The 21,343-nt window shown below is 30.7% G+C and carries 17 protein-coding genes and 2 riboswitches; of the genes, 12 read left to right on the forward strand and 5 right to left on the reverse strand.

Annotated features, from left to right (window positions below; genetic code table 11):
• Window positions 1-115 precede the first annotated feature (115 nt).
• The 7 genes from ACI48Q_RS01365 to ACI48Q_RS01395 all read left to right on the forward strand — a co-directional run bounded on the left by ACI48Q_RS01365 (window position 116) and on the right by ACI48Q_RS01395 (window position 10,518).
• Window positions 116-553 carry a hypothetical protein gene (locus ACI48Q_RS01365; RefSeq protein ID WP_474917250.1) on the forward strand — a complete coding sequence of 146 codons (438 nt, stop codon included), beginning with the start codon at window positions 116-118 and terminating at the stop codon, window positions 551-553.
• 175 nt (window positions 554-728) lie between these two features.
• A riboswitch (M-box (ykoK) riboswitch) is annotated at window positions 729-890 on the forward strand.
• 395 nt (window positions 891-1,285) lie between these two features.
• Entirely contained in the window at window positions 1,286-3,931 is a 2,646-nt protein-coding gene (gene mgtA / locus ACI48Q_RS01370) for a magnesium-translocating P-type ATPase (protein ID WP_474917251.1), read from the forward strand.
• 439 nt (window positions 3,932-4,370) lie between these two features.
• Entirely contained in the window at window positions 4,371-5,996 is a 1,626-nt protein-coding gene (locus ACI48Q_RS01375; protein WP_474918313.1) for a M3 family oligoendopeptidase, read from the forward strand.
• 243 nt (window positions 5,997-6,239) lie between these two features.
• Window positions 6,240-6,773, forward strand: a complete 534-nt coding sequence (locus ACI48Q_RS01380; RefSeq protein ID WP_474917252.1) for a hypothetical protein — start codon at window positions 6,240-6,242, stop codon at window positions 6,771-6,773.
• A gap of 590 nt (window positions 6,774-7,363) precedes the next feature.
• Window positions 7,364-7,540 (forward strand): hypothetical protein, encoded by a 177-nt coding sequence (locus ACI48Q_RS01385; RefSeq protein WP_474917253.1) that lies wholly within the window; start codon window positions 7,364-7,366, stop codon window positions 7,538-7,540.
• Window positions 7,541-7,771: 231 nt separating this feature from the next.
• Entirely contained in the window at window positions 7,772-9,157 is a 1,386-nt protein-coding gene (locus ACI48Q_RS01390) for an L-cystine transporter (RefSeq protein ID WP_474917254.1), read from the forward strand.
• 26 nt (window positions 9,158-9,183) lie between these two features.
• Window positions 9,184-10,518: a CoA-disulfide reductase gene (locus tag ACI48Q_RS01395; RefSeq protein ID WP_474917255.1), complete on the forward strand. Its 1,335-nt coding sequence runs from the start codon at window positions 9,184-9,186 to the stop codon at window positions 10,516-10,518.
• Between the two features lie 219 nt (window positions 10,519-10,737).
• On the opposite strand, the gene ACI48Q_RS01400 is transcribed toward ACI48Q_RS01395, so the two are convergent.
• The 5 genes from ACI48Q_RS01400 to ACI48Q_RS01420 form a co-directional block, all read right to left on the reverse strand.
• Window positions 10,738-11,274 carry a restriction endonuclease gene (locus ACI48Q_RS01400; RefSeq protein ID WP_474917256.1) on the reverse strand — a complete coding sequence of 179 codons (537 nt, stop codon included), beginning with the start codon at window positions 11,272-11,274 and terminating at the stop codon, window positions 10,738-10,740.
• Window positions 11,267-11,836, reverse strand: coding sequence for a restriction endonuclease (locus tag ACI48Q_RS01405; RefSeq protein ID WP_474917257.1), 570 nt, complete (start codon window positions 11,834-11,836; stop codon window positions 11,267-11,269). The genes ACI48Q_RS01400 and ACI48Q_RS01405 overlap by 8 nt, the downstream gene beginning before the upstream one ends.
• Before the next feature lie 62 nt (window positions 11,837-11,898).
• Entirely contained in the window at window positions 11,899-14,307 is a 2,409-nt protein-coding gene (locus tag ACI48Q_RS01410) for a GxGYxYP domain-containing protein (protein WP_474918314.1), read from the reverse strand.
• A 224-nt stretch (window positions 14,308-14,531) separates the two neighbouring features.
• Window positions 14,532-14,981, reverse strand: a complete 450-nt coding sequence (locus ACI48Q_RS01415; protein WP_474917258.1) for a GyrI-like domain-containing protein — start codon at window positions 14,979-14,981, stop codon at window positions 14,532-14,534.
• A gap of 255 nt (window positions 14,982-15,236) precedes the next feature.
• Complete coding sequence (locus ACI48Q_RS01420; RefSeq protein ID WP_474917259.1) at window positions 15,237-16,205, reverse strand: helix-turn-helix transcriptional regulator; 969 nt, start codon at window positions 16,203-16,205, stop codon at window positions 15,237-15,239.
• 262 nt (window positions 16,206-16,467) lie between these two features.
• On the opposite strand from ACI48Q_RS01420, the gene ACI48Q_RS01425 reads away from it, so the two are divergent.
• From ACI48Q_RS01425 to ACI48Q_RS01445, 5 genes are all read left to right on the forward strand, one after another.
• Complete coding sequence (locus ACI48Q_RS01425; RefSeq protein ID WP_474917260.1) at window positions 16,468-17,202, forward strand: VTC domain-containing protein; 735 nt, start codon at window positions 16,468-16,470, stop codon at window positions 17,200-17,202.
• Window positions 17,184-17,858 (forward strand): DUF4956 domain-containing protein, encoded by a 675-nt coding sequence (locus tag ACI48Q_RS01430; RefSeq protein WP_474917261.1) that lies wholly within the window; start codon window positions 17,184-17,186, stop codon window positions 17,856-17,858. The genes ACI48Q_RS01425 and ACI48Q_RS01430 overlap by 19 nt, the downstream gene beginning before the upstream one ends.
• A 24-nt stretch (window positions 17,859-17,882) precedes the next feature.
• A complete protein-coding gene (locus ACI48Q_RS01435; protein WP_474917262.1) occupies window positions 17,883-19,919 on the forward strand; it encodes a carbohydrate-binding domain-containing protein in 2,037 nt (678 codons plus the stop codon).
• 184 nt (window positions 19,920-20,103) lie between these two features.
• Window positions 20,104-20,352 (forward strand): hypothetical protein, encoded by a 249-nt coding sequence (locus ACI48Q_RS01440; protein ID WP_474917263.1) that lies wholly within the window; start codon window positions 20,104-20,106, stop codon window positions 20,350-20,352.
• 96 nt (window positions 20,353-20,448) lie between these two features.
• Window positions 20,449-20,550: riboswitch (purine riboswitch) on the forward strand.
• Between the two features lie 185 nt (window positions 20,551-20,735).
• Window positions 20,736-21,308, forward strand: a complete 573-nt coding sequence (locus ACI48Q_RS01445; RefSeq protein WP_474917264.1) for a xanthine phosphoribosyltransferase — start codon at window positions 20,736-20,738, stop codon at window positions 21,306-21,308.
• The last annotated feature ends 35 nt before the right edge of the window (window positions 21,309-21,343 follow it).

The following is a 21,343-nucleotide window of genomic DNA, read 5'->3' on the forward strand; positions in this document are numbered from 1 at the left end:
TGCAAATTTAAGAGTTAGGACTTTCATTGGAATAAGCTGTATAGATATATTTTTATTAATATGCAGTAAATAAAATTAAATGTTATAAAAATAGAATATTTAAGGGGGAATATGTATGAAAATAGTGAATCTGTCATTATTTTGGCTACATTTATTTGTAGGAATAGGAGCAATGGCTGGAGGACTAGCTGCAATTACTAACCCTTTAGCTCCAATGGGGATGTCAGTTGAGCCTTTAAAAAACTCACCTTTCACTAGCTATTTAATACCAGGTATTATATTATTTACTGTCATTGGAGTTGGAAATATTGTTAGTGCTATAATATTTCGTTTTAGGTTGAAATTCCAAGGTTATATAAGTAGTATTTTTAGCTGGGCACTAGTAATTTGGATTATCGTACAATGCATAATGCTTCAGGCTGTTGTAGCACTACATGTTATATTTTTTATCATTGGACTCATACAAGGTATTTTATCAACGATTATTTTATTTGAGAAGAGATTATTTCCAACAAATATTATTTTAGATTTTTATAAGGGCGTAAGAAAGTAAGTATAGTGAGAGAAATTTTAAAAAGCATGCTAAAGAAAAACATGAAATTACTGATCCTAAAGATGTAAAAAGAAGTGTGATATTAGGAACAAGAAGATTTGCATGCGAAATTTAGTTGTATTAAAAAAAGGTTGACAATTTTACCATATTAGAATAACATAAAAGTGTAAATTTAATAAAACCTCGGTAGGTGAGGTTACTACAAGGATACGGGTTGCTGCCGTAAAAGGGTGGAAACATTCTGAACTGGTTAGCAGGTTTTGCCGAACAAAGAAGGCTTAATCTAATGCAACTTCATTGCCTTGAAGAGCCAAAACTTGAACGAGAAAGCGTTATTAATGATGCCTTCGTCATGTTCAATTTTTGACGAGGTTTTTTTTATATTCTATTTTAAATTTTTGGAGGTGGAAAAGAATGGACTCTAGCGATAGTAGTATGGACAGTGAAGATAAGTGTATATATTTAAAGAGAACTGAATATCCAAGTGTTAGACATCATTCTTTTCTGAGTGAAGTTTAATTTCAAGTTATTAAAAATAGTATCCATTATGTATACATTTCTATAAATCAAATCTTATTATCTTCAAATGTTCTTTATCGAAAAATTCATACGCTATTGAATACCAATTTTATTTTATTATTTAAAGAGTTAAAAAGCTCTAAAAGGTTAAAAATATATTTAGTTAACCTTTAGTTTTCTATTGTCTTTTTTATGAATTTGGAGGTGTAAATTATGATGAAGAAAAGAAAAGTAAATATTCAAAACAGAGTAAAAGAAAATACAACCAGACTTTTTGATTTCAGTATGATGGATTTAGAAAAAGTTTATGATAAACTAAATACAAATATCAATGGTTTAGCAATGAAGGAAGCAGAAAGTAGATTTGAAAAGCATGGCTTGAATCAGATAGCTCATGAAAGGCCAACACCATGGTATGTACAGTTAATTAAAGCATTTATTAATCCATTTGTGTTAGTTTTATTAGCTCTTGCAGTAGTATCTCTAATAACTGATGTTGTGGTTGCTGCTCCAGAAGATAGAAGTTATACAACTTCAATTGTTATCGGCATAATGGTAGCTATAAGTGGATTTTTAAAGTTTTTTCAGGAATTTAAATCAGGCAAGGCTGCTGAAAAACTAAAAGCTTTAGTAAGAACAACTGCAGCAGTATGTAGAAAAGAATCAGGAACTAATGAAATAGATATGTCAGAAATTGTACCTGGGGATATAGTATATCTTGCAGCAGGAGATATGATACCTGCTGATGTTAGAATAATAAATAGTAAGGACTTATTCGTTAGCCAATCTTCTTTAACAGGAGAATCAGAGCCAGTTGAGAAATATTCAATATTAAAAAAACCAGGTAAAGATTTAAGTGTTGCTGAACTTGATAATATATGTTTGCTAGGAACAAATATTATAAGTGGAAGTGCTACTGCCGTAGTTGTTGCTACAGGAAATGATACCTATTTGGGGTCTATGGCATCAAATTTAGTAGGAACTAAAACCCAAACAAGTTTTGAAAAGGGAGTAAATAGCGTAAGCATCCTGATTATAAAATTCATGCTTGTTATGGTACCTATAGTATTTTTAGTAAATGGTATCTCAAAAGGAGATTGGTTAGAAGCTCTACTCTTCGCAATATCAATAGCGGTTGGGCTTACACCAGAAATGTTACCAATGATTGTGACAACAAATCTTGCAAAAGGTGCTGTTGTTATGGCAAAGCGTAAGACTGTAGTAAAAAAACTTGATGCCATACAGAACTTTGGTGCAATGGATGTGTTATGTACTGATAAAACAGGAACTTTAACTCTTGATAAGATAGTTGTTGAAAGACATTTAGATATTCATGGAGAAGAAGATTTAAGAGTATTAAGGCATGGTTACTTAAATAGCTTTTATCAGACAGGACTTCGTAATTTGATGGATGTAGCAATATTAGAGCATGGAAAAGAAAATGGCTTTACTGAACTTGAAAATAATTATACAAAAGTAGATGAAATTCCATTTGATTTTTCAAGAAGAAGAATGTCGGTAGTATTAAAAGATCAAGAAGGAAAAAGACAGCTTGTAACAAAGGGTGCCGTGGAAGAAATGCTCTCAATCTGTACTTTGGCAGAATATAAAGGAAATGTAGTAGAACTTACAGATGATATAAAAAATGAAATTCTTGATATGGTAACTAAATTAAATAATGAAGGTATGAGAGTTATTGCAGTTGCACAGAAAAATGATATACCTGACGAAAACAACTTTAGTGTGGCAGATGAAAGTAATATGGTTATTATGGGATATATAGGATTTCTAGACCCACCAAAGGAATCTGCGGTAGATGCCATAAAAGCACTTAGCGAAAATGGTGTAGAAGTAAAAATACTTACTGGTGATAATGATGCCGTAACATTAAAAATATGCAGTGAAGTTGGCTTAAAAGTTAGTAATATACTTCTTGGAACTGATGTGGAAAGTATGAGTGATGAGGATTTATCTGAAGTAGTAGATACAACTAATGTGTTTGCGAAACTTTCTCCACTTCAAAAATCACGAATAATAAAAATACTTCAAGATAAAGGTCATACTGTGGGCTACATGGGCGATGGAATAAATGATGCTGCAGCTTTACGTCAATCAGATGTTGGAATTTCTGTTGATACTGCTGTAGATATTGCAAAAGAATCTGCAGATATAATTTTACTTGAGAAGAGCTTAATGGTGCTTGAAGAAGGAGTTATAGAGGGGCGAAAGGTTTTTGGAAATATAATAAAGTATATAAAGATGACTGCAAGTTCAAACTTTGGTAATGTATTTAGTGTGCTAGTTGCTAGTGCGTTTTTACCATTTTTACCTATGTTACCTATTCATCTTTTAATACAGAATTTATTTTATGATGTATCTCAAATTTCTATTCCATGGGACACAATGGATAGTGAATATTTAAGGAAACCAAGAAAATGGAATGCAGATGATATTGGAAGATTTATGATTTTTATTGGTCCGATAAGTTCTTTATTTGATATAACGACTTATTTGGTAATGTGGTTTGTATTCAAAGCAAACACTCCAGCGATGCAATCACTATTCCAATCAGGTTGGTTTATTGAAGGACTTTTATCTCAAACTCTTATTGTACACATGATTAGAACTAAAAAGATACCATTTATACAAAGTAGAGCTACAACTCCAGTACTTTTATTAACAGGTATTATAATTGCAGCAGGTATATGTTTACCATTTACAGCCTTTGGAGCTTCAGTAGGACTTCAACCACTACCATTATCTTATTTTCCATGGCTTGTAGGAATTTTGTTATCTTATTGTACATTAACACAAATTGTAAAAACAATGTACATTAAGAAATTTAATAATTGGTTGTAACATTATATATATTTAAGCTTATTTGTACAATGTAGTTTCATTATTGAAATCTATATACTTACTAAATTTTTATATTAAAGGACATTTCTTAATAAAATAAGGAATGTCTTTTTTATGTTTAAGAAGTTGAATTTTTGCTCAACTTTAGTACAGAATTATTTTGGATATATAAAGTTAATATGATAAATAGTATGATTTTTGTTAAAGGAAATTGCAGGAGAGTAAGGATTATGAGAGTTTAAAAATTATGAGATAAAAAAATTAAAGATTGTAAGGAAAATAGATAAGTTTTTGTGGGAGATATGTGGATATATTAAGAGGAGAATTTAAGATTCTGTGCATAAAAATGTAAATTTAAAAGGAGTAAGTTATGAAATTTGGAGATTTTAAATATAAGAGAGCAGATATAGAAGATATTCAGAAGTAAGTTCATGAATTAATAAAGAGATTCGAAGATGCTAGTTCTTTTGAGGAGCAGTGTTCAATAATAAGTGAAATTAATGATATAAGAAATGAATTTACATCAATGAGAGTCATAAGTGAATTAAGAAAAAATTTAGGAGTAAATAGGAAATTTTATAGTAGCGAAATTGATTATTATAATGAGGCTGAGCCTATTTTAGAGGGATTAGTTTGTGAATATTATAAAGCACTAAATGGCTCAAAATTTAGGGGCATGCTTAAGGAAAAATATGGAGACCAGCTCTTTGATTTAGCAGAAAAGAAGATGAGGTGTGTTTCTGATGAAATAATAGAAGATCTACAGCAGGAGAAAAAGTTAATAACTGAATATGTTAATTTAGGTCAATCTTTTAAGAGGGAATTTGAAGGAGAAGAGCTTGGACCATGGGATTTTGACCCTTATATAAATTCTCAACATAGAATTATGAGAAAGAGAGCATATGAAGCTCAAACAGAATTATATAAAGAACATGAAAAAGAAATGCAAGATTTATTTAATAGGTTTGTTAAACTAAGACATGGTATGGCATTAAAGATGGGCTATGAGAACTTTGTTGATATGGGATATGCACGTATGAATAGAATTGGCTACGATAAAGACATGGTGGCCAAATTCAGAAAACAGATATTAGGGTATGTTGTACCATTAAATGAGGAACTTATAAGAAGGCAAGGTAAGAGGCTTGGAATAGATAAAATGAAATATTACGATGAACCAGTACATTTTTTAAGTGGTAATGCTAAGTTAAAAGGGGATATTGATTTAATTATAAAGAAGACCTTAAAAATGTATGAGGAATTATCACCAGAGACCAATGAATTTTTTAAATACATGGTTGAAAGAGACCTTTTTGATATTGAGAAAAGAGAGGGGAAAGAAGAAGGGGGATTCTGTGAATATATTCCTAAATATAAGGCGCCATTTATATACTCTGTATATAGGGGAACTATAGAAGACTTTAATGTGTTTACTCATGAAGCTGGACATGCCTTTCAAAATTACTTATGTAGAGAGTATGAAATACCAGAGTACTGCATGGGACCTGAGGATGTAAGTGAAATTCACTCTATGAGCATGGAATTTTTAACTGAGCCATGGGTAAAAGACTTTTTCGGTGAAGATGGAGAAAAATATAAATTTTCACATATGTGTAATGCATTATTTTTAGTAGCATACATTGTTGCTGTCGATGAATTTCAGCATTTTGTTTATGAAAAACCTGAGGCAACAGCAGAAGAGAGAAATAGTTTCTGGAGAGAACTTGAAAAGAAATATCTTCCTTATAGAGATTATGAAGAGAATGAATTCCTTGATAAGGGAGCATACTGGCTACGCCAATCTCATATTTTCTGGGGACCTTTTTACTATATTGATTATGGATTAGCACAGGTTGCTGCATTTAATTTCTGGAGTAAAGCCAAGGAAGGTAGGGAAGAAGCTTGGGAAGATTATATGAAAGTATGTAGAGCAGGGGGAAGTATGCCATTTATAGAGGTGATTAAATTAGGAAACTTAAAAAATCCTTTTGAAGAAGGAAGTATTGAAGCCATCATTGAATCTGTTAGAGCATGGATACTTGATGTTGAAGGACAATTAGTATAGATAGATATATGAATCAGTCGGATTTAAGTTAGTTGGAAATAGATATACATGGAAGAAGACAATAAGATTGTTGTGATTGGTCATGGACAAAACAATGGTAGAAGAATTAATTAGAATTTACAATGTAGAATGTGTAGTTCCAATATTATACACATTGGAATTAATCTAATATTCATGGTATAATTAACCATATTATTTAAGCTATAAGCAACTGTTCTAGGGTGAGGATATATGGGGGATATTATGAAAGAATATATATTTAATGGGTTAATTATATTAGCTATTATATTTGGGATAGAAAATTTAGTAAGTGAATTTAGAAAAATCAAAGAAGACAAAGTAATTATCACTAAGGGAATAATAAGGATTAATAATGATTTATTATTAGGAATAATGAGTGTAGGGTTCTTCATCTTCTTTATTTTAGAATTCTTTATTACTAAGAGAGATATACCTATATATATGATAAAAACAATGATAATGCAAATTCTATGTTTGGGACCAGGCTTGATAACAGGAACGAGAAATGAAGTAAGAGATGATGGTATTTATATAAGAAAAGATATCTATAAATGGGACGAAATAGAAAGATACAAGTGGAATAAAGAAGATAAACATGGAAACAGAGCTATTATATTTTATATACCAAAATACTATGATAACTTTTATGATAAAGAGATTAAATTTTATATAAATAGAAGGAATAAAGATAGATTAGAGAGTTTTTTAGAGGGAGTAGAATTTAAAAATTCTTATGAAGTCAGTGAAAGTATATAGATAATATGTGGCAGTAAGAATTATTCTTACTGCCTTTAATTTTGATCTTAACTTTAACTATGTTAGAGGTATGAAGGCTAGTCATCTAATGCCTGATATACAAGTGCTATTCATAATAAATATTATCATCCTAAATTGGGTATGTGATATTTGCTATTATAGGATTAATTGGAGTATTAGGGTTTATATTCATTGTTATTAAGTGTAATCCCTCAAAAATTGAAAATCACGTAGATATATTGCTGGAGGAGTAAAACCTAAATAATGCTATAGTATTTGTGAATACACTTTATTTTGGGATTACTTGAGTCAACGGTTGGAAAATGTAGTATTTGATAAATATTAATATATAAGATATAATATAAAGGGTAGAAATGAGATGAAGAAAGGTTAAAAGGGTTAGAACGACTAATAATTTTAAAATATACGCAAAAGCAATAGGAAGACTAGATAATTTAGAGGTAAGATTATGGTATAATTACCACGATAAAAATATTATTAATGAAATAGATAAATCATTATCAATAAAAGAACAGGCGATACAAGCTCATTCTTTAAGGAATAAATATAGAGTTCAAGCTAGAAAATTAATGAAAGATAGAAATCTAGCAAAGCATTTAAATGCTAATAATTCTAACTTACCATTTGAGTATTATGAAAATAAATATTTGAATGAAGGGTATAATGGTAATGGCCTTTATGAAAAGATAATAGATGCTTCAACTAGATCAAATCAGATAGTAAATAAAGCATTAGGTATGGCTTAATATACAGTAATTTATTACAGTTATATAGTTTAGAGAACTCTCAATTGAGAGTTCTTTTGTTTTATCATGGCACAATTTAATTAAAATATATCAATTATCAAAATAATTCTGACTAATTAATATTATATAGACAATGGGTTATATTATATTTATAACTATAGTGTAACATTAAATGAGTTAGCGTCATTTATAAATATAGAGTAGATATTATAATAAGAGGAGGATGAAAAAATGAATGACACATTATTAATAATTCTAAACATAGCAGTGATGGCTATTTTAATTGGAGGAATATTTTGGATGCAGAAAAAACACTATTCCTTTACTGCTAGAGTGCTTACAGCCTTAATAGTAGGAATTGTGTATGGAGCAATACTTCAAGTTATTTTTGGAGTGGGTTCTCCAGTTATTGAGGGAGCTAATAATTGGTTCAACGTGGTTGGAAGTGGATATGTAAGACTATTAAAAATGATAGTAATGCCACTTATCTTTGTGTCAATTACTTGTGCTATAATTAATCAAAAATCTAGCAATCTTGGAAAGTTGACAGGAATAATTCTTATTGTACTTTTACTTACTACGGCAGTATCAGCATTAGTAGGTGCAACCACAGCTAACACTTTCGGACTAAGTGTAGAAGGATTACAAACAGGAGATACAGAGATCAAGAGAGGAGAAGAATTGGAAGAAAAACTAGGTAGTTTGCAGCAAAAAACAGTTCAAGATCAAATTATAAACATAATTCCAACTAATCCTTTCTATTCTTTGACAGGGCAAGGTGATTCACCTACATTGTCAGTGGTATTTTTTGCAGGCTTTATTGGAATTGCAACACTAGGAATTAAGAAGAAAAGACCTCAATCAGCAGAGCTATTTATTGGATTTTTAAATGCACTGCATGATGTGGTAATGCGTATGGTAACTTTAGTTTTAAGATTAACTCCTTTTGGAGTGTTAGCTCTTATGACAACAATGGTTTCAACTAGTAAATTTTCGCAAATTCTTGGACTTATGAAATTTGTAGTAGCTTCATATGTAGCTATATTGATAATGTTTATTGTACACTTTATTATTCTAATGCTATTTAAACTAAATCCTATTACCTATTTAAAAAAGTCAGCATCGGTGCTTATATTTTCATTTACATCAAGAACTAGTGCTGGGGCATTGCCATTAAATATCAAGACTCAAATTGATAAACTAGGAGTTTCAGAGGGAGTTGCAAATCTTTCAGCATCTTTAGGAGTTAGTATAGGTCAAAATGGATGTGCAGGAATTTATCCGGCTATGTTAGCGGTGATGGTAGCGCCAACATTAGGCATTAATCCAATGTCACCAGGATTCCTAGTGAAACTAATACTTATAACTACACTAAGCTCTTTCGGAATTGCAGGCGTAGGTGGTGGAGCAACTTTTGCAGCATTAACTGTATTCTCGGCATTAGGTTTTCCAGTAGGATTAGTAGGATTATTGATTGCTATTGAACCACTAATAGATATGGCTAGAACAGCATTGAATGTAAGTGGCTCTATGATAGCGGGAGTAGTTTCAGGAAAAATTATGAAGGAATTAGATGTAGAAGTATATAATAATAAAGAGGTTGAGGAAGCCAGTTAAAATTTTACGTGATTGGAGGAAGAGCTATGAAGATTATAATCATAGGTGGTGTAGCAGCAGGAATGAGTGCTGCATCAAAGGCTAAAAGAACAGATTCTAACTCTCAAGTAGTGGTTTATGAAAAATCAGAGGTAGTTTCTTGGGGAGCTTGTGGATTACCTTATTATGTAGGTAATTTCTATGAGGATTCGAATACCATGATAGCAAGACCATTAAATAAATTTATAGAGAGTGGAATTGATGTAAAGATAAAACATGAGGTTTTAAAAATAAATACAGTAAGTAGAACTGTAACGGTGAAAGATTTATCTACAGGTAATATATTTGATGATAAATATGATGTGCTTATGGTTGCCACAGGAGCTAGTGCTATAATTCCACCTATAGAAAATGTAAATCTAAAGAATGTATTTACCTTAAAGGAATTTAGTGATGGATTAGAAATAAAAGAAGTAGCAAAAAAGGATGAGATTAAAGATATAGTTATAATAGGTGCAGGATTTATTGGTATTGAAACTGTAGAGGCAATGAAAAAACTAGGGAAAAATGTAAGGGTAATTCAGTTAGATTCTAGAATTTTACCTGATACCTTTGATGAAGAAATTACTTCAATTATGGAAAAAGAATTATTAGATCATGGAGTAGCACTTAATTTAAATGAGTCCGTTAAAGCTTTTAAAGGAACTGAAAAGGTAGAAGAAGTAATCACAGATAAGGGAAGCTACAAGGCCGATTTAGTAATTATATGCACAGGAGTAAGACCTAATACGGCGTTTTTAAAGTCTACAGGGATAGAAATGCTTAGGAATGGAGCACTAGTTATAAATGAATATGGCGAAACTAGCATAAAAGACATTTATGCAGCTGGAGATTGCGCTAGTGTATATCATTTAATTAAAAAAGAAAATGTATATATACCACTTGCAACTACAGCAAATAAGATAGGAAGAATTGTTGGAGAAAACCTTGCAGGAAAGAGAATTTCTTTTCAAGGAACCTTAGGTTCTGCAGCTATAAAGGTAATGAATTTAGAAGCTGGTAGAACAGGGATTTCTGAAGGGGATGCCATTAAAATGGGAATAAATTACAAGAAAGTATTCATAAAGGATAAAAATCAAGCCAATTATTATCCAGGTCAAAGTGATATCTATGTAAAACTAATTTATGATGGTGAAACAAAGGTATTACTTGGAGGACAAATTATTGGTGAAAAAGGTGCAGTATTAAGGGTAGATGTATTAGCCTCTGCAATATTTAAGAAGATGACTACAGAGGAGCTAGGTATGTTGGATTTATGCTATGCACCACCTTTTGCTAGAACTTGGGATGTACTAAATGTAGCTGCTAATGTAGCGAAGTAATATAAGAGAAGCTAGTAAATGAGTGTTTTATAAAATTTATTTAAGCTGTTGAAATATTTAAAAACTATATTATTTAAGAGATTTTTAAACTTCAATGATAACAAGGACTTGTTAATAGCAAGTCCTTGTGTTTTTATACTATATAGTTTTAAAATCAACCATGACCTAAAATAGAGCATTTATAATATAATAAGAGAGATTCAAATATATAAGTAAAATTTATTCAGCATTAATAAGCTTGAAGGGTCTTAATTCATATGAAGTATCAAAGGTACTACCATCATAAATAAGCAGGTTTATTTCCTCGGGTAAGGTTCTTATAAAATCTTTAGCTTCATCAGTTATAATTCCTGTAGTTATAATTATGCCATTAGTTACTTTATCAGCGGTGATGGTACCAATAAGTTTTTTTATAATATTTTCATCTACTTTAAAGGGAGCCTCTTTCGAAAATCGATATCTTTTACATTCAACATAAAAAATTTCACTATTTTTAGTACATTTTATGTCAATTCCGCCATCAACTCTAGATGGAGATACAACTACATTAGAATATCCATTAGTTTTTAAAAATTCACTACACCAGAGTTTAAACTCGCGGGGAGATAAATTGTATAGTTCATCCCTTAATTTAATTTTAGTAAATAAGATAATTACATATTTAATAGTTTTAGATAACTTAGAGAAAATGGAGAGTAAGGGGCCTATAAATAAAATTATATAAAACATTATTAAAAAATCAGGAATTCTAATCATATAAAAGACATCCATGAAGATTATCAGATTCTTTCAGTTCTCTTAAATATTTTGTAAGGGTTAGGCCATCAACTAGGAGAATATTATATTCATTACGTAGTCTATCTACAAACTCTTCTGCTTCCTGAGAAAAGTGACCATTTGTGATTATTACACCCATTTTAATATCATCATGAACCATCTGACCTAAAAAATTTTGAATATGAGTTCTACCAATGGGGGTATATTCCCAGTGATCTGTTCCAGCTAAATCATCTAAAGTACATTGTATGTAAGTTTCATTAGTTCTAATACTGCATATAAAATCAACATCATTACGACATAATAATCTAGCTGATTTAATATCAACATATCCTTCATTTTCAAGAAATATTTTTGATATTCTTTTAAAAGATGAGTAGCCGAAATTGTACAAATCCTGAGTAGAAATAATACCAAACTGCAATCTTTTAATTAGAATCTTTTCTTTAAGAATAAAGTTAAGTTTTGATAATAATGGTATTAATATTAGTAAAAAGAGCCATAAGAACAATGTGTAAATAGTTGAGTATATATAAGTCATTTTTATCACCTCACTTAAATTATTTACAGAGTTGCAGTTTTTAAACACAGGATTATCTTTTTTCATCTCTTAACATTATTCTTTATAAGCTCCATAAATATTTCAGGAGTTACTATTTCCACTTTAGGATTTTCCTTTAACTTATTTACTACCTTTTCAACATTGCTTAAGTCTTTACTCCACACATGAACATAAACAAAGGTATAGCTATTGGAATTAGAAATATCTATTTCATCAGAAGAGGTTCTATGATTAATATTTGCTACTAGTTCATCTTCGTTTTCTAAACCCTCCCAAAGCAAATCTCTACATGAGACTATAGGCTTGTCATTAGACCAAAGAATTTCCCCTTGATAGTGGTCATGCTTATGATAATCAAGATAAAATAATCCATGTATATTAGGTTTAATAGTAAACTTATTCCAAAGATTGTTATTGTGAAAAGAGGAATCATCGATGATTGCTATATATTTCTCATCTACATTTTTCATATAATTATTTAATCTATCAATATATGAAGTTAGAGCAACTTTATCAAATTTACTTGGGTACATATATCCATTGCCAGAAGGAGACACTACAAAATAATCATTAGCAGCTCCATGATTTGCATCTTTATAATATAAATCAAGAACAGTAGGAGATAGATAATATAAGGAGGGGCTTAAGGACCAACCTAAATTGAAATTTCCTCTATGTGGAGAGCCGTACCATTTATAGGACCCATAGTTAGTTCCAAGATTCCACTGTTGATTATCTCCATCAGACATAATGAAAGTTATATAATGAGCAGTTTTTTTAGTAGGAGGGTTAGAAGTAGCTTTTTGACTTAGAGGTAGGGAAGGAAAGGCACTTAGAACAGTTAAATTATAAGACCAATCTGCAGCAACAATACTTATACCATGTTTTGAAGCTGTGCTTACGTTAATGAATTCATCTGGGCCCCAACCTAAACAAATAGAATCACTTTCCATGGAAGAAAATATCTTATCTCTAAGAGTAGTATCACTTACACTATCCTCATAAAATACTAAGGATTTAGACATTATACCGTAATCTCTTAGGGCGGTATCCCTTTCAGGAGAAAGTTGAATTACCATTGAATGATTAAGTCCAGAATTCCACAAATTATTGTAGGCCCAACTATTATCTGTATTTCTACAATCTCCTTTAAATTTTGTTATGCCATAGTTCTTTACTTTACTTTCAATAGCTTCATCAATTGCAATGGAATTATTTAAGGAGGCAAGAGAGCAGGCATTGTTTATTGATGGATCTTTTGTAGTTTTATTACTATAAAGTACATAACCATCAACGTAATCTTTGAATATATCTAATAATTTCCAGGGATCTGAAATTTTTTTATAATTGATTCCATGGTTATTTTTTAAATCCTCTAACCATATTTCATAATCTGGTTGTGAAGTATTAAGTGTATATATTTGAGAAGAAGAATGACTGTTAACCACACCTTGAAGAGTAGCTATCATTGTTCTTTCGCTAGGAGTCATCTTATCTTGAGAAATAACATATAAAAGCTTTGGAATTCTAGGATTTTTTATATAATAAGAAGTATCTTCATAAATAGAAGTAATAGGAAAAAAGCTACTAATAGTAGCTTTTTTCCAATCACTCCATTTGGTATTAAAATTATTTCCGTTTTCTTTAGAGTATTTATAAAATTCTTCGAGAAACTTATCTCTTTCTTCATTATGAAAGGATTTAATATGCTTTTCATCAAAACCAGCTAATAATAGCTGTCTTTTTATAATATCATCCTTACTAACTTCATTTGAATTTTTAAGCATATCATACATAATCATAAATACAGTAGTTCTTCCAATACCTTGTTTACAATGAAAATGAAGCCAAGTATCTTTAGGCTGGGATTTTACTAGTTCTACGAAATAATCAACCATATCATCTGTAGGTGTTTTGCCATCAGTAACAGGGATGCGAACGTAGGATAATCCTTTAGAATTAACCAGCTGTTTTTCAGAATTAACCCTTGTTGGAGTTATAGTCATATCCTTATTATAGAAGGTAATAGGAGTATTTAAGGGAATGCTATTTAGCTTATTATTTTCATCTAATAAAACCTGATCCTTTGTTAAACCCATATTGGCATTATTTTTTGAGTTAGCCCAACTCACAGGATATTCATTGATGAAGCCATGAGATTCTTGTCTTAAATCAACAATTGATATGGGGAAGTGAGTTCCTATGGATTTTATCACTAAAGGAAGATTGCTTTCAGAAAATTGTTTGCTACCAGAGATATTTAAGGAGCTTAATCCACTAAGATTTAAATTTTTATCCTTCTCTATATTTATTTTATCAGAAGATTTACGAAAGTTATTAGGTATATCCTTGATATTTGATGAATCTAAAACAAGATTCGCATCACTATTATCTGGAGAGAGGGTAAAACCTTGCGCTATTTCACTTCTTACTATGAAAATATAGAGAATACTTAAGATTACTAATAAGATAGATATGCTTGTTTTAAAGTTTTTATACAATTATAATCACCTACTTTATATAAATTATAAGATGTAAAGTTTTAACTGTGATGAGTGCAGTGTATAAAGATAATATGTGCTGAAGAGATAAGTTATATGCTATAGATAAATTTATTTCTTTAAGCAATAAAAGGATATGCATACACATATCCTTTTTATCCTATATAAAATCATTATTTAATTGGAATATATATGTCAAATTCTCCATTGCTCATAAATCTCTCATCATATAATTCAAGTTGAGGTCTATAATCAATTTCATGTCCTGAGGCTGGAAGTAGCTTGGTAAATATATCATTATAGAATTTACCTAAATCCGTTATAGTTCCGCCATAAGTGTACACAAGATATTTGCCTGCTGGGACAACTTTTGTTTCCATACCTTGTGGTACATCCTCAAAGCTGTCAACCTCTGCACAAGCGGTATAATGGAATCTACCTTCTGAATCCATTTCATCATCACATATACCATAACATATCATGGATGTGCTTTTATTTTTTATATTTTTATAGCTATTATTAAATGCTCCCCAAAGATTAGGAATTTCCCCGTTTTTATTGTTTCCAAAATAAGTTATGCCTACAGCCTTAAAGCCATTAATGTTTAAAATTTTTCCTTCCATAATTATTATCTCCCTTCAACTATTTGATGTGTTTATTATAACAAGTGATCCCTGACACTATTATGTCAGGGATTTAGATTCTCTTTAAATTATTTTTTATAGAGTGTTGATTTTCAAGACATATACAAATTGTAATAATAAAAATACATTCCTTAAAAAACGTTTGAAATTGGACTTCAATATTATTGCTGCGAAGCCCTATTTAAGTTAATTTATTTAATGTAGAAACTTAATTGCAACTTATATACTATAAAATTATGAGTTATATAAAGTTAGAATTCCACTTGCTTTTTTTATTATAAAGTTACGAAGTTCTAGTGGTTCTAAAACCTCTAATGCATCACTAAAGGGAAAAATTACATTGCAGGCAGTTTCATAACTTAGCATATCTATATCATAAATCCAGTAATTTTCTATTTTTGTAGATGAATGTACAGTGAAACCTTGGAGAATTCCTTTTTTTTCTTCGTAGAACTTAATCCTCACAGTATATGCATTAGATTCTAGTTTAGAGGCAGATTGCTTTACAAATTGCTTTTTACTTTTTTCCCAAAAATCCTCTAGAGAAAAATTATCTGGCATAACAAAATTTTCCTTTAACACCTCTAGATTTTGAATTCTACTGCATTTGAAAACTCTAATCTCATTTTTAATTTCACAAAAAGCTACCATGTACCATTGAGAATTTTTTATAACTGCACCATAGGGATATATAATTCTTTCTGATATTTCTCCATCATATTTTTTATAATAAATTTTTAGCTTTTTTAAATTTAACACTGACTTCTTGATTATGTCTACATGTTTATTCTGTATCCTTTTTCCCCACCAAGGTTCTGAATCAATGAAAAATCTTTCTTTAGCTTTGATAATTTCATCTCGATGTTCCTTTGATACACTGTTTTCAAGCTTAATGATAGCATTTTGTAACTGTTGTGAAGCTTCTGTATTCTTTTCTGATGTAACTCCCATACTGGAGAGTAAAAGATTAACAACATCTCCGCTTTCTAAGGTGTTTGAATTGATTTTATAGTTTTCCATAAAGGAATAGCCACCACTGGGGCCAGGGATTGACATAATAGGAACCCCTGCTTCACATAATATATCAATATCTCTATATATAGTTCTTTCTGAGGTCTCCAGTATTTTAGCTAAGCTTCCTGCTTTCATTGTACCTCTTGAATCCAGCAGCATAATAATTCCTAAAAGTCTGTGAAGTCTCATAAAGTCACACTCCTATCTGACTTTTATTTTTATCTCTTATGGATACATCTCCATTAAATATAGTTTAATTCTTTTACCATGAATATGTCCATAAATTTATCCTAATTAACATTAAGGTATAAATTTATGGACATGTATATGATGTAATCATATAATAGAAAAATTCACTTTTTTTCACATAACTTTCACAATAACATCAAGTGATGAACTTATTAGGTATTTATAATAATATTAAAGGTCAGACATGAGAGAGGTGGAAGATGTGGGAAGTAAAAAGAATAGTTATGTATTTCAGCGTGTAGAAAAAAAATATATACTTACACAAGGACAATATAAATTATTTCTTCAATATATTAAGCCTTATATGGTGGTAGATGAATATGGGCTTCATACAATTTGTAATATTTATTATGATACAGATAATTATGATTTAATTAGGCGTTCTATAGAAAAGCCTAAATATAAAGAAAAGCTTCGTCTTAGAAGCTATGGTAAGCCAGGGAAAAGGGATACTGTATTTGTGGAAATTAAAAAGAAGTATGGTGGAACGGTGTTTAAAAGGAGAAGTTCCCTTGCTTTAGAAGAAGCAGAATGGTACTTGAATAGTCGTATAAAGCCTAAAAAAGAAAATCAAATTTTAAAGGAAATAGATTATTTTTTAGATTTTCATAAACCAAGTCCTAAGTTATATATTGCTTATGATAGAATTGCTTATTTTGGAAGAGAAGATAATGATATCCGTATTACCTTTGATCATAATATCCGAAGTAGAGATTATGATTTATCACTAAGTAAGGGGGATTATGGAGATTATATTTTAGATACTTCTTCTTATCTAATGGAAATTAAAGTACCTCTAGCATTGCCTATGTGGTTGGTTGAGATACTCTCACTACTTGAAGCTTATCCAGTTTCTTTTTCAAAGTATGGGAATATTTATAAAAAAGGTCTTTTAGAACATAGGAGGAGTGAAGATAGATGTTTACAAGTATATTAAATAGCACAGCAGGACAACTAAATATTTTAAATGCCATGATTTGTACAGGAACTTCTTTAATTTTAGGGTTAGCTATTGCCTTAGTTTATATGAGTAATGGGAAATACTCGAAAAATTTTACCGTTTCTTTAGTGGTACTTCCTGCTTTAATACAAGTTGTAATTATGATGGTTAATGGTAATTTAGGCACAAGTGTAGCGGTTTTAGGAGCTTTTAGCTTGGTAAGATTCCGTTCAGTACCAGGAAGTTCTAGAGAAATTTGCAGCATATTTTTCTCTATGGCAGTAGGCTTAGGAACTGGAATGGGGTATATTACCTTTGCTATCTTAATAACTATAGTGATAGGTATTGTATTCACAATCTTGTTTAAAACAAATTTTGGAGAAAAAACTATAGCAGAGAAAGAGCTTAGGATTACTATACCTGAAGACTTAGATTACATAGAGGTATTTGATGATATTTTTAGTCGTTTTACAACTAAAGTATCTTTAGAAAGAGTTAAAACCACTAATTTAGGAAGTATGTATGAACTTAGATACAATATTGTATTATTGCATGAGACAAAGGAAAAGGAATTAATTGATGAAATTCGATGTAGAAATGGAAACTTACCTATTATATGTGGAAGAATAGAAAGCTCTAAAGAGGAGCTATAAGAATTAAGTATAGGAGGAAAAATTATGAGAAGAAGGTTTTATAAAAGCTCTATACTAATGAGCATATTAATAAGTGCTTCTCTTATGGCAGGATGCAAACAAGCTAGTACAGTAGAAAATGTAACATCCACAAGTGATAGTAGCCAAGAAGGGCAATATTTAGTCACTTATGATAGTGATGATTATTATATAGATTGGAAAGAGCAAGAGGTGAGAAGTATTTCTTTAAAGGAAACTTCTATTGATTTTAGTGGAACAGGTGCTACTGTAAATGGAAGTACAATAACTATTAATGCTGCTGGAACTTATGTAGTAAGTGGAAAGTTAAGTGATGGCGCTATTATTGTTGAAGCTGGTGAAAAAGACACAGTACGTCTGGTTTTAAATGGAGTAGAAATGAATTGCACCAATAGTTCACCTATTTATGTAAAAAGTGCTGATAAAGTTATTTTAAGTCTAGAGGAAGGAACTGAAAATAATTTCTCTGATGGAAAAGAATATGTTTTAACGGATGAAGAAGCTAATGAGCCAAGTGCAACTATTTTTAGTAAAGCAGATTTATCTATTAATGGAAAAGGTACACTTGTTGTTAAAGCCAACTATAATGATGGTATAACTTCAAAGGATGATTTTAAAATTGTAGAAGGTAACTTTAATTTAGATACTGCTGATGATGGTATCCTAGGTCGTGATTTATTAGGTATAAAAGATGGTACCTTTACTATTAAATCCACTGGGGATGGACTTAAATCCACCAATGACACAGATGAGACTAAAGGATTCATTGATATAGAAGCTGGTAATTTTAATATTACAGCAGGAGCAGACGCTATTCAAGGAGAAACCAACGTTAATATTGCTAATGGAGACTTTACTATATTAACAGGTGGAGGCAGTGCTAATAGTACTAAGATCACTTCAAAAGGTGGAGATTTTCCAGGAGGAACGGTACCTGGAGGCAATAGAGGAAATAACACCACAGGAAGCAATACGGGCACAAACAGTACTGCCAAGGTAGAAGGGGATGAGACCCAAAGCAATAAAGGTATTAAAGCAGGAAAAGGCATTGTGATTTCGGCTGGTAAATTTACTATAGATACCTTAGATGATGCTATTCATAGTAATGATAATGTAACCATTAAAGGTGGAGAAATAACCATAACTAGTGGTGATGATGGAATTCACGGAGATACTACTTTAGATATTGTAGATGGAAAAATTAATATCACAAAGAGTTATGAAGGGTTAGAAAGTGCAACTATTAACATTGCAGGAGGAGAAATCAATGTGGTAGCTAGTGATGATGGAATTAATGTAGCTGGTGGAAATGATGGTTCTTCTACAAATGGTCGTCCAGGACAAAACTTCTTTAATTCTTCAAGCAATAATAAACTTACAATAAATGGCGGGAATATTACGGTTAATGCCGGTGGAGATGGTTTAGATGCCAATGGTTCAATTTATATGACAGCTGGAACTGTTATTGTAAATGGCCCAACTAACAATGGAAATGGTTCACTAGATTATGATGGAAGCTTCGAAATCAGCGGTGGAATCTTAATTGCAGCAGGTAGCTCTGGTATGACTCAAGCTCCATCTACTAGTTCAACTCAATACGCAATTACAATGACTTATTCTAGTAAACAACAAGCTGGAACTATTGTACATATAGAAGATGATAAAGGTAATGAAATAGTAACCTTTGCACCAAGTAAAGAGTATCAATCTATTGTAATTTCTTCACCTAAACTTACAAAGGACGGTAATTATAAACTTTATACTGGTGGAACAGTTTCAGGAGAGGCAGTAAATGGTCTTTATGAAGGTGGTACCTATAAGGCAGCAGGAGAAGGAGTAAGCTTTACTATTTCAGATGTTTCAACTTACTTATCCGAAAGCGGTGTAACTACTAATACAGGTGGATTTAACCCAGATGGTGGAGGTACTCCTCCAAATGGCGAAAAACCACAAAGGGGCGGAAATGGAGAAAATGGTGGAACTCCGCCCACTGGAGAGAATGGTACTAAGGGTGGAACTACTACAGAAGATAAACAGAGTTAATAGTTTCAAAAAGGTAAATTAATTAGTAAAATAAATTTCTAGTTTAATTATATAGCTCGTAGGAATATTTGTAGGATTATATTCCTAGCTATAGCTAAAATTTTGGGAGTGACAATATAACCTAAGAATTATGTATGGGATAGAATAAAGCAGTAGATTTAAGGTCTACTGCTTTATTTTATATATGAAGTTGAATTTAAATATATTACATTTACTTCTTATAAGAACAGATTCATCAAAGCCATTGCCAGTACCAGATGAATTTATGGCAGACCCAGAGAAAGCAGGAATAGGACTCGATAAAAACATTGATAAAAACAAGCTTACAATTTGTCACTCAGTTTCTCGATTGCTCCAAACGAAAATGGCTTATTTGTGTGCAAGGAAACTGGGAAGACTCATGAGTAAAATGATAAAGAACTATGATAAGTGAATATTAAATGAAAGAAAAATAATATATCTTGTAAAAACATGTTGATTTATTCCGAGAAATATAATATTATATAAACATAACGAACGATTAATAAAATAAAAAAGTGAATATTCGTCTTATATATGCTTGATAATATGGATCAAGCGTTTCTACCAGGAGGCCGTAAACATCCTGACTATAGGAGAACTATTTTATATATGTTTTTGAAAGCTTATATGTAATGCTGTTTAAGGTGTATTTTATTCAATGTACTATATTCAGTGTATTATATAATTCGGTTTTAAACATGTATTAGTAATCCTAGGTCAGTGTGATACCTAGGATTTTTTATTTTTAAATTTTAAATTGCATTGCATAATTAAGTTATTTAGTGAGGAAATATCATGGAACTTTTAAAAAATAAAATTAGAGAAGATGGAAAAATATTAAATGGTAATATTTTAAAGGTGGATAATTTTATTAATCACCAGATGGATGTTAAGTTATTTAATGAAATGGGAAAAGAGTTTAAGGAAAGATTTAAAAATCAAGAGGTAAATAAAATTCTGACTATAGAGGCTTCAGGTATTGGTATTGCAATAGTTGCAAGTCAATATTTTGATTTCCCTAAAGTGGTATTTGCAAAAAAAACTATAGGAGGAAACTTTTCTAAGGAGTCTTACGAATCTAAAGTTTATTCTTTTACAAAACAGCAAGAATACACAGTAAAAGTGTGCAAAGATTTCATAAATAAAGGTGATAAAGTTTTAATAATAGATGATTTTTTAGCTAATGGAAATGCCTCTTTAGGCTTAGTTGATATAGCAGTTCAGGCTGGAGCCGAGGTAGTTGGAGTTGGAATAGCAATTGAGAAAGGTTTCCAAGATGGCAGAGATAAACTTGAAAAGCGAGGGGTAAGAGTAGAATCTTTAGCTATTGTGGATAAGATGGAAGGAAATAATATTTATTTTAAATAAAATGCAGAGATAATAATGTAGAGATAATATGGAGG

The organism is Clostridium sp. LXY-7 (assembly GCF_056172015.1).

What these genes read in the sequence shown, in the direction of transcription:
- ACI48Q_RS01445 (WP_474917264.1), top strand. Translation starts at nt 20,736, where the DNA reads ATGGAACTTTTAAAAAATAAAATTAGAGAAGATGGAAAAATATTAAAT.
- ACI48Q_RS01385 (WP_474917253.1), top strand. Translation starts at nt 7,364, where the DNA reads ATGAAAGATAGAAATCTAGCAAAGCATTTAAATGCTAATAATTCTAAC.
- ACI48Q_RS01395 (WP_474917255.1), top strand. Translation starts at nt 9,184, where the DNA reads ATGAAGATTATAATCATAGGTGGTGTAGCAGCAGGAATGAGTGCTGCA.
- ACI48Q_RS01430 (WP_474917261.1), top strand. Translation starts at nt 17,184, where the DNA reads ATGTTTACAAGTATATTAAATAGCACAGCAGGACAACTAAATATTTTA.
- ACI48Q_RS01400 (WP_474917256.1), bottom strand. Translation starts at nt 11,274, where the DNA reads ATGATTAGAATTCCTGATTTTTTAATAATGTTTTATATAATTTTATTT.
- ACI48Q_RS01365 (WP_474917250.1), top strand. Translation starts at nt 116, where the DNA reads ATGAAAATAGTGAATCTGTCATTATTTTGGCTACATTTATTTGTAGGA.
- mgtA (WP_474917251.1), top strand. Translation starts at nt 1,286, where the DNA reads ATGATGAAGAAAAGAAAAGTAAATATTCAAAACAGAGTAAAAGAAAAT.
- ACI48Q_RS01405 (WP_474917257.1), bottom strand. Translation starts at nt 11,836, where the DNA reads ATGACTTATATATACTCAACTATTTACACATTGTTCTTATGGCTCTTT.
- ACI48Q_RS01390 (WP_474917254.1), top strand. Translation starts at nt 7,772, where the DNA reads ATGAATGACACATTATTAATAATTCTAAACATAGCAGTGATGGCTATT.
- ACI48Q_RS01420 (WP_474917259.1), bottom strand. Translation starts at nt 16,205, where the DNA reads ATGAGACTTCACAGACTTTTAGGAATTATTATGCTGCTGGATTCAAGA.
- ACI48Q_RS01440 (WP_474917263.1), top strand. Translation starts at nt 20,104, where the DNA reads ATGAAGTTGAATTTAAATATATTACATTTACTTCTTATAAGAACAGAT.
- ACI48Q_RS01415 (WP_474917258.1), bottom strand. Translation starts at nt 14,981, where the DNA reads ATGGAAGGAAAAATTTTAAACATTAATGGCTTTAAGGCTGTAGGCATA.
- ACI48Q_RS01380 (WP_474917252.1), top strand. Translation starts at nt 6,240, where the DNA reads ATGAAAGAATATATATTTAATGGGTTAATTATATTAGCTATTATATTT.
- ACI48Q_RS01435 (WP_474917262.1), top strand. Translation starts at nt 17,883, where the DNA reads ATGAGAAGAAGGTTTTATAAAAGCTCTATACTAATGAGCATATTAATA.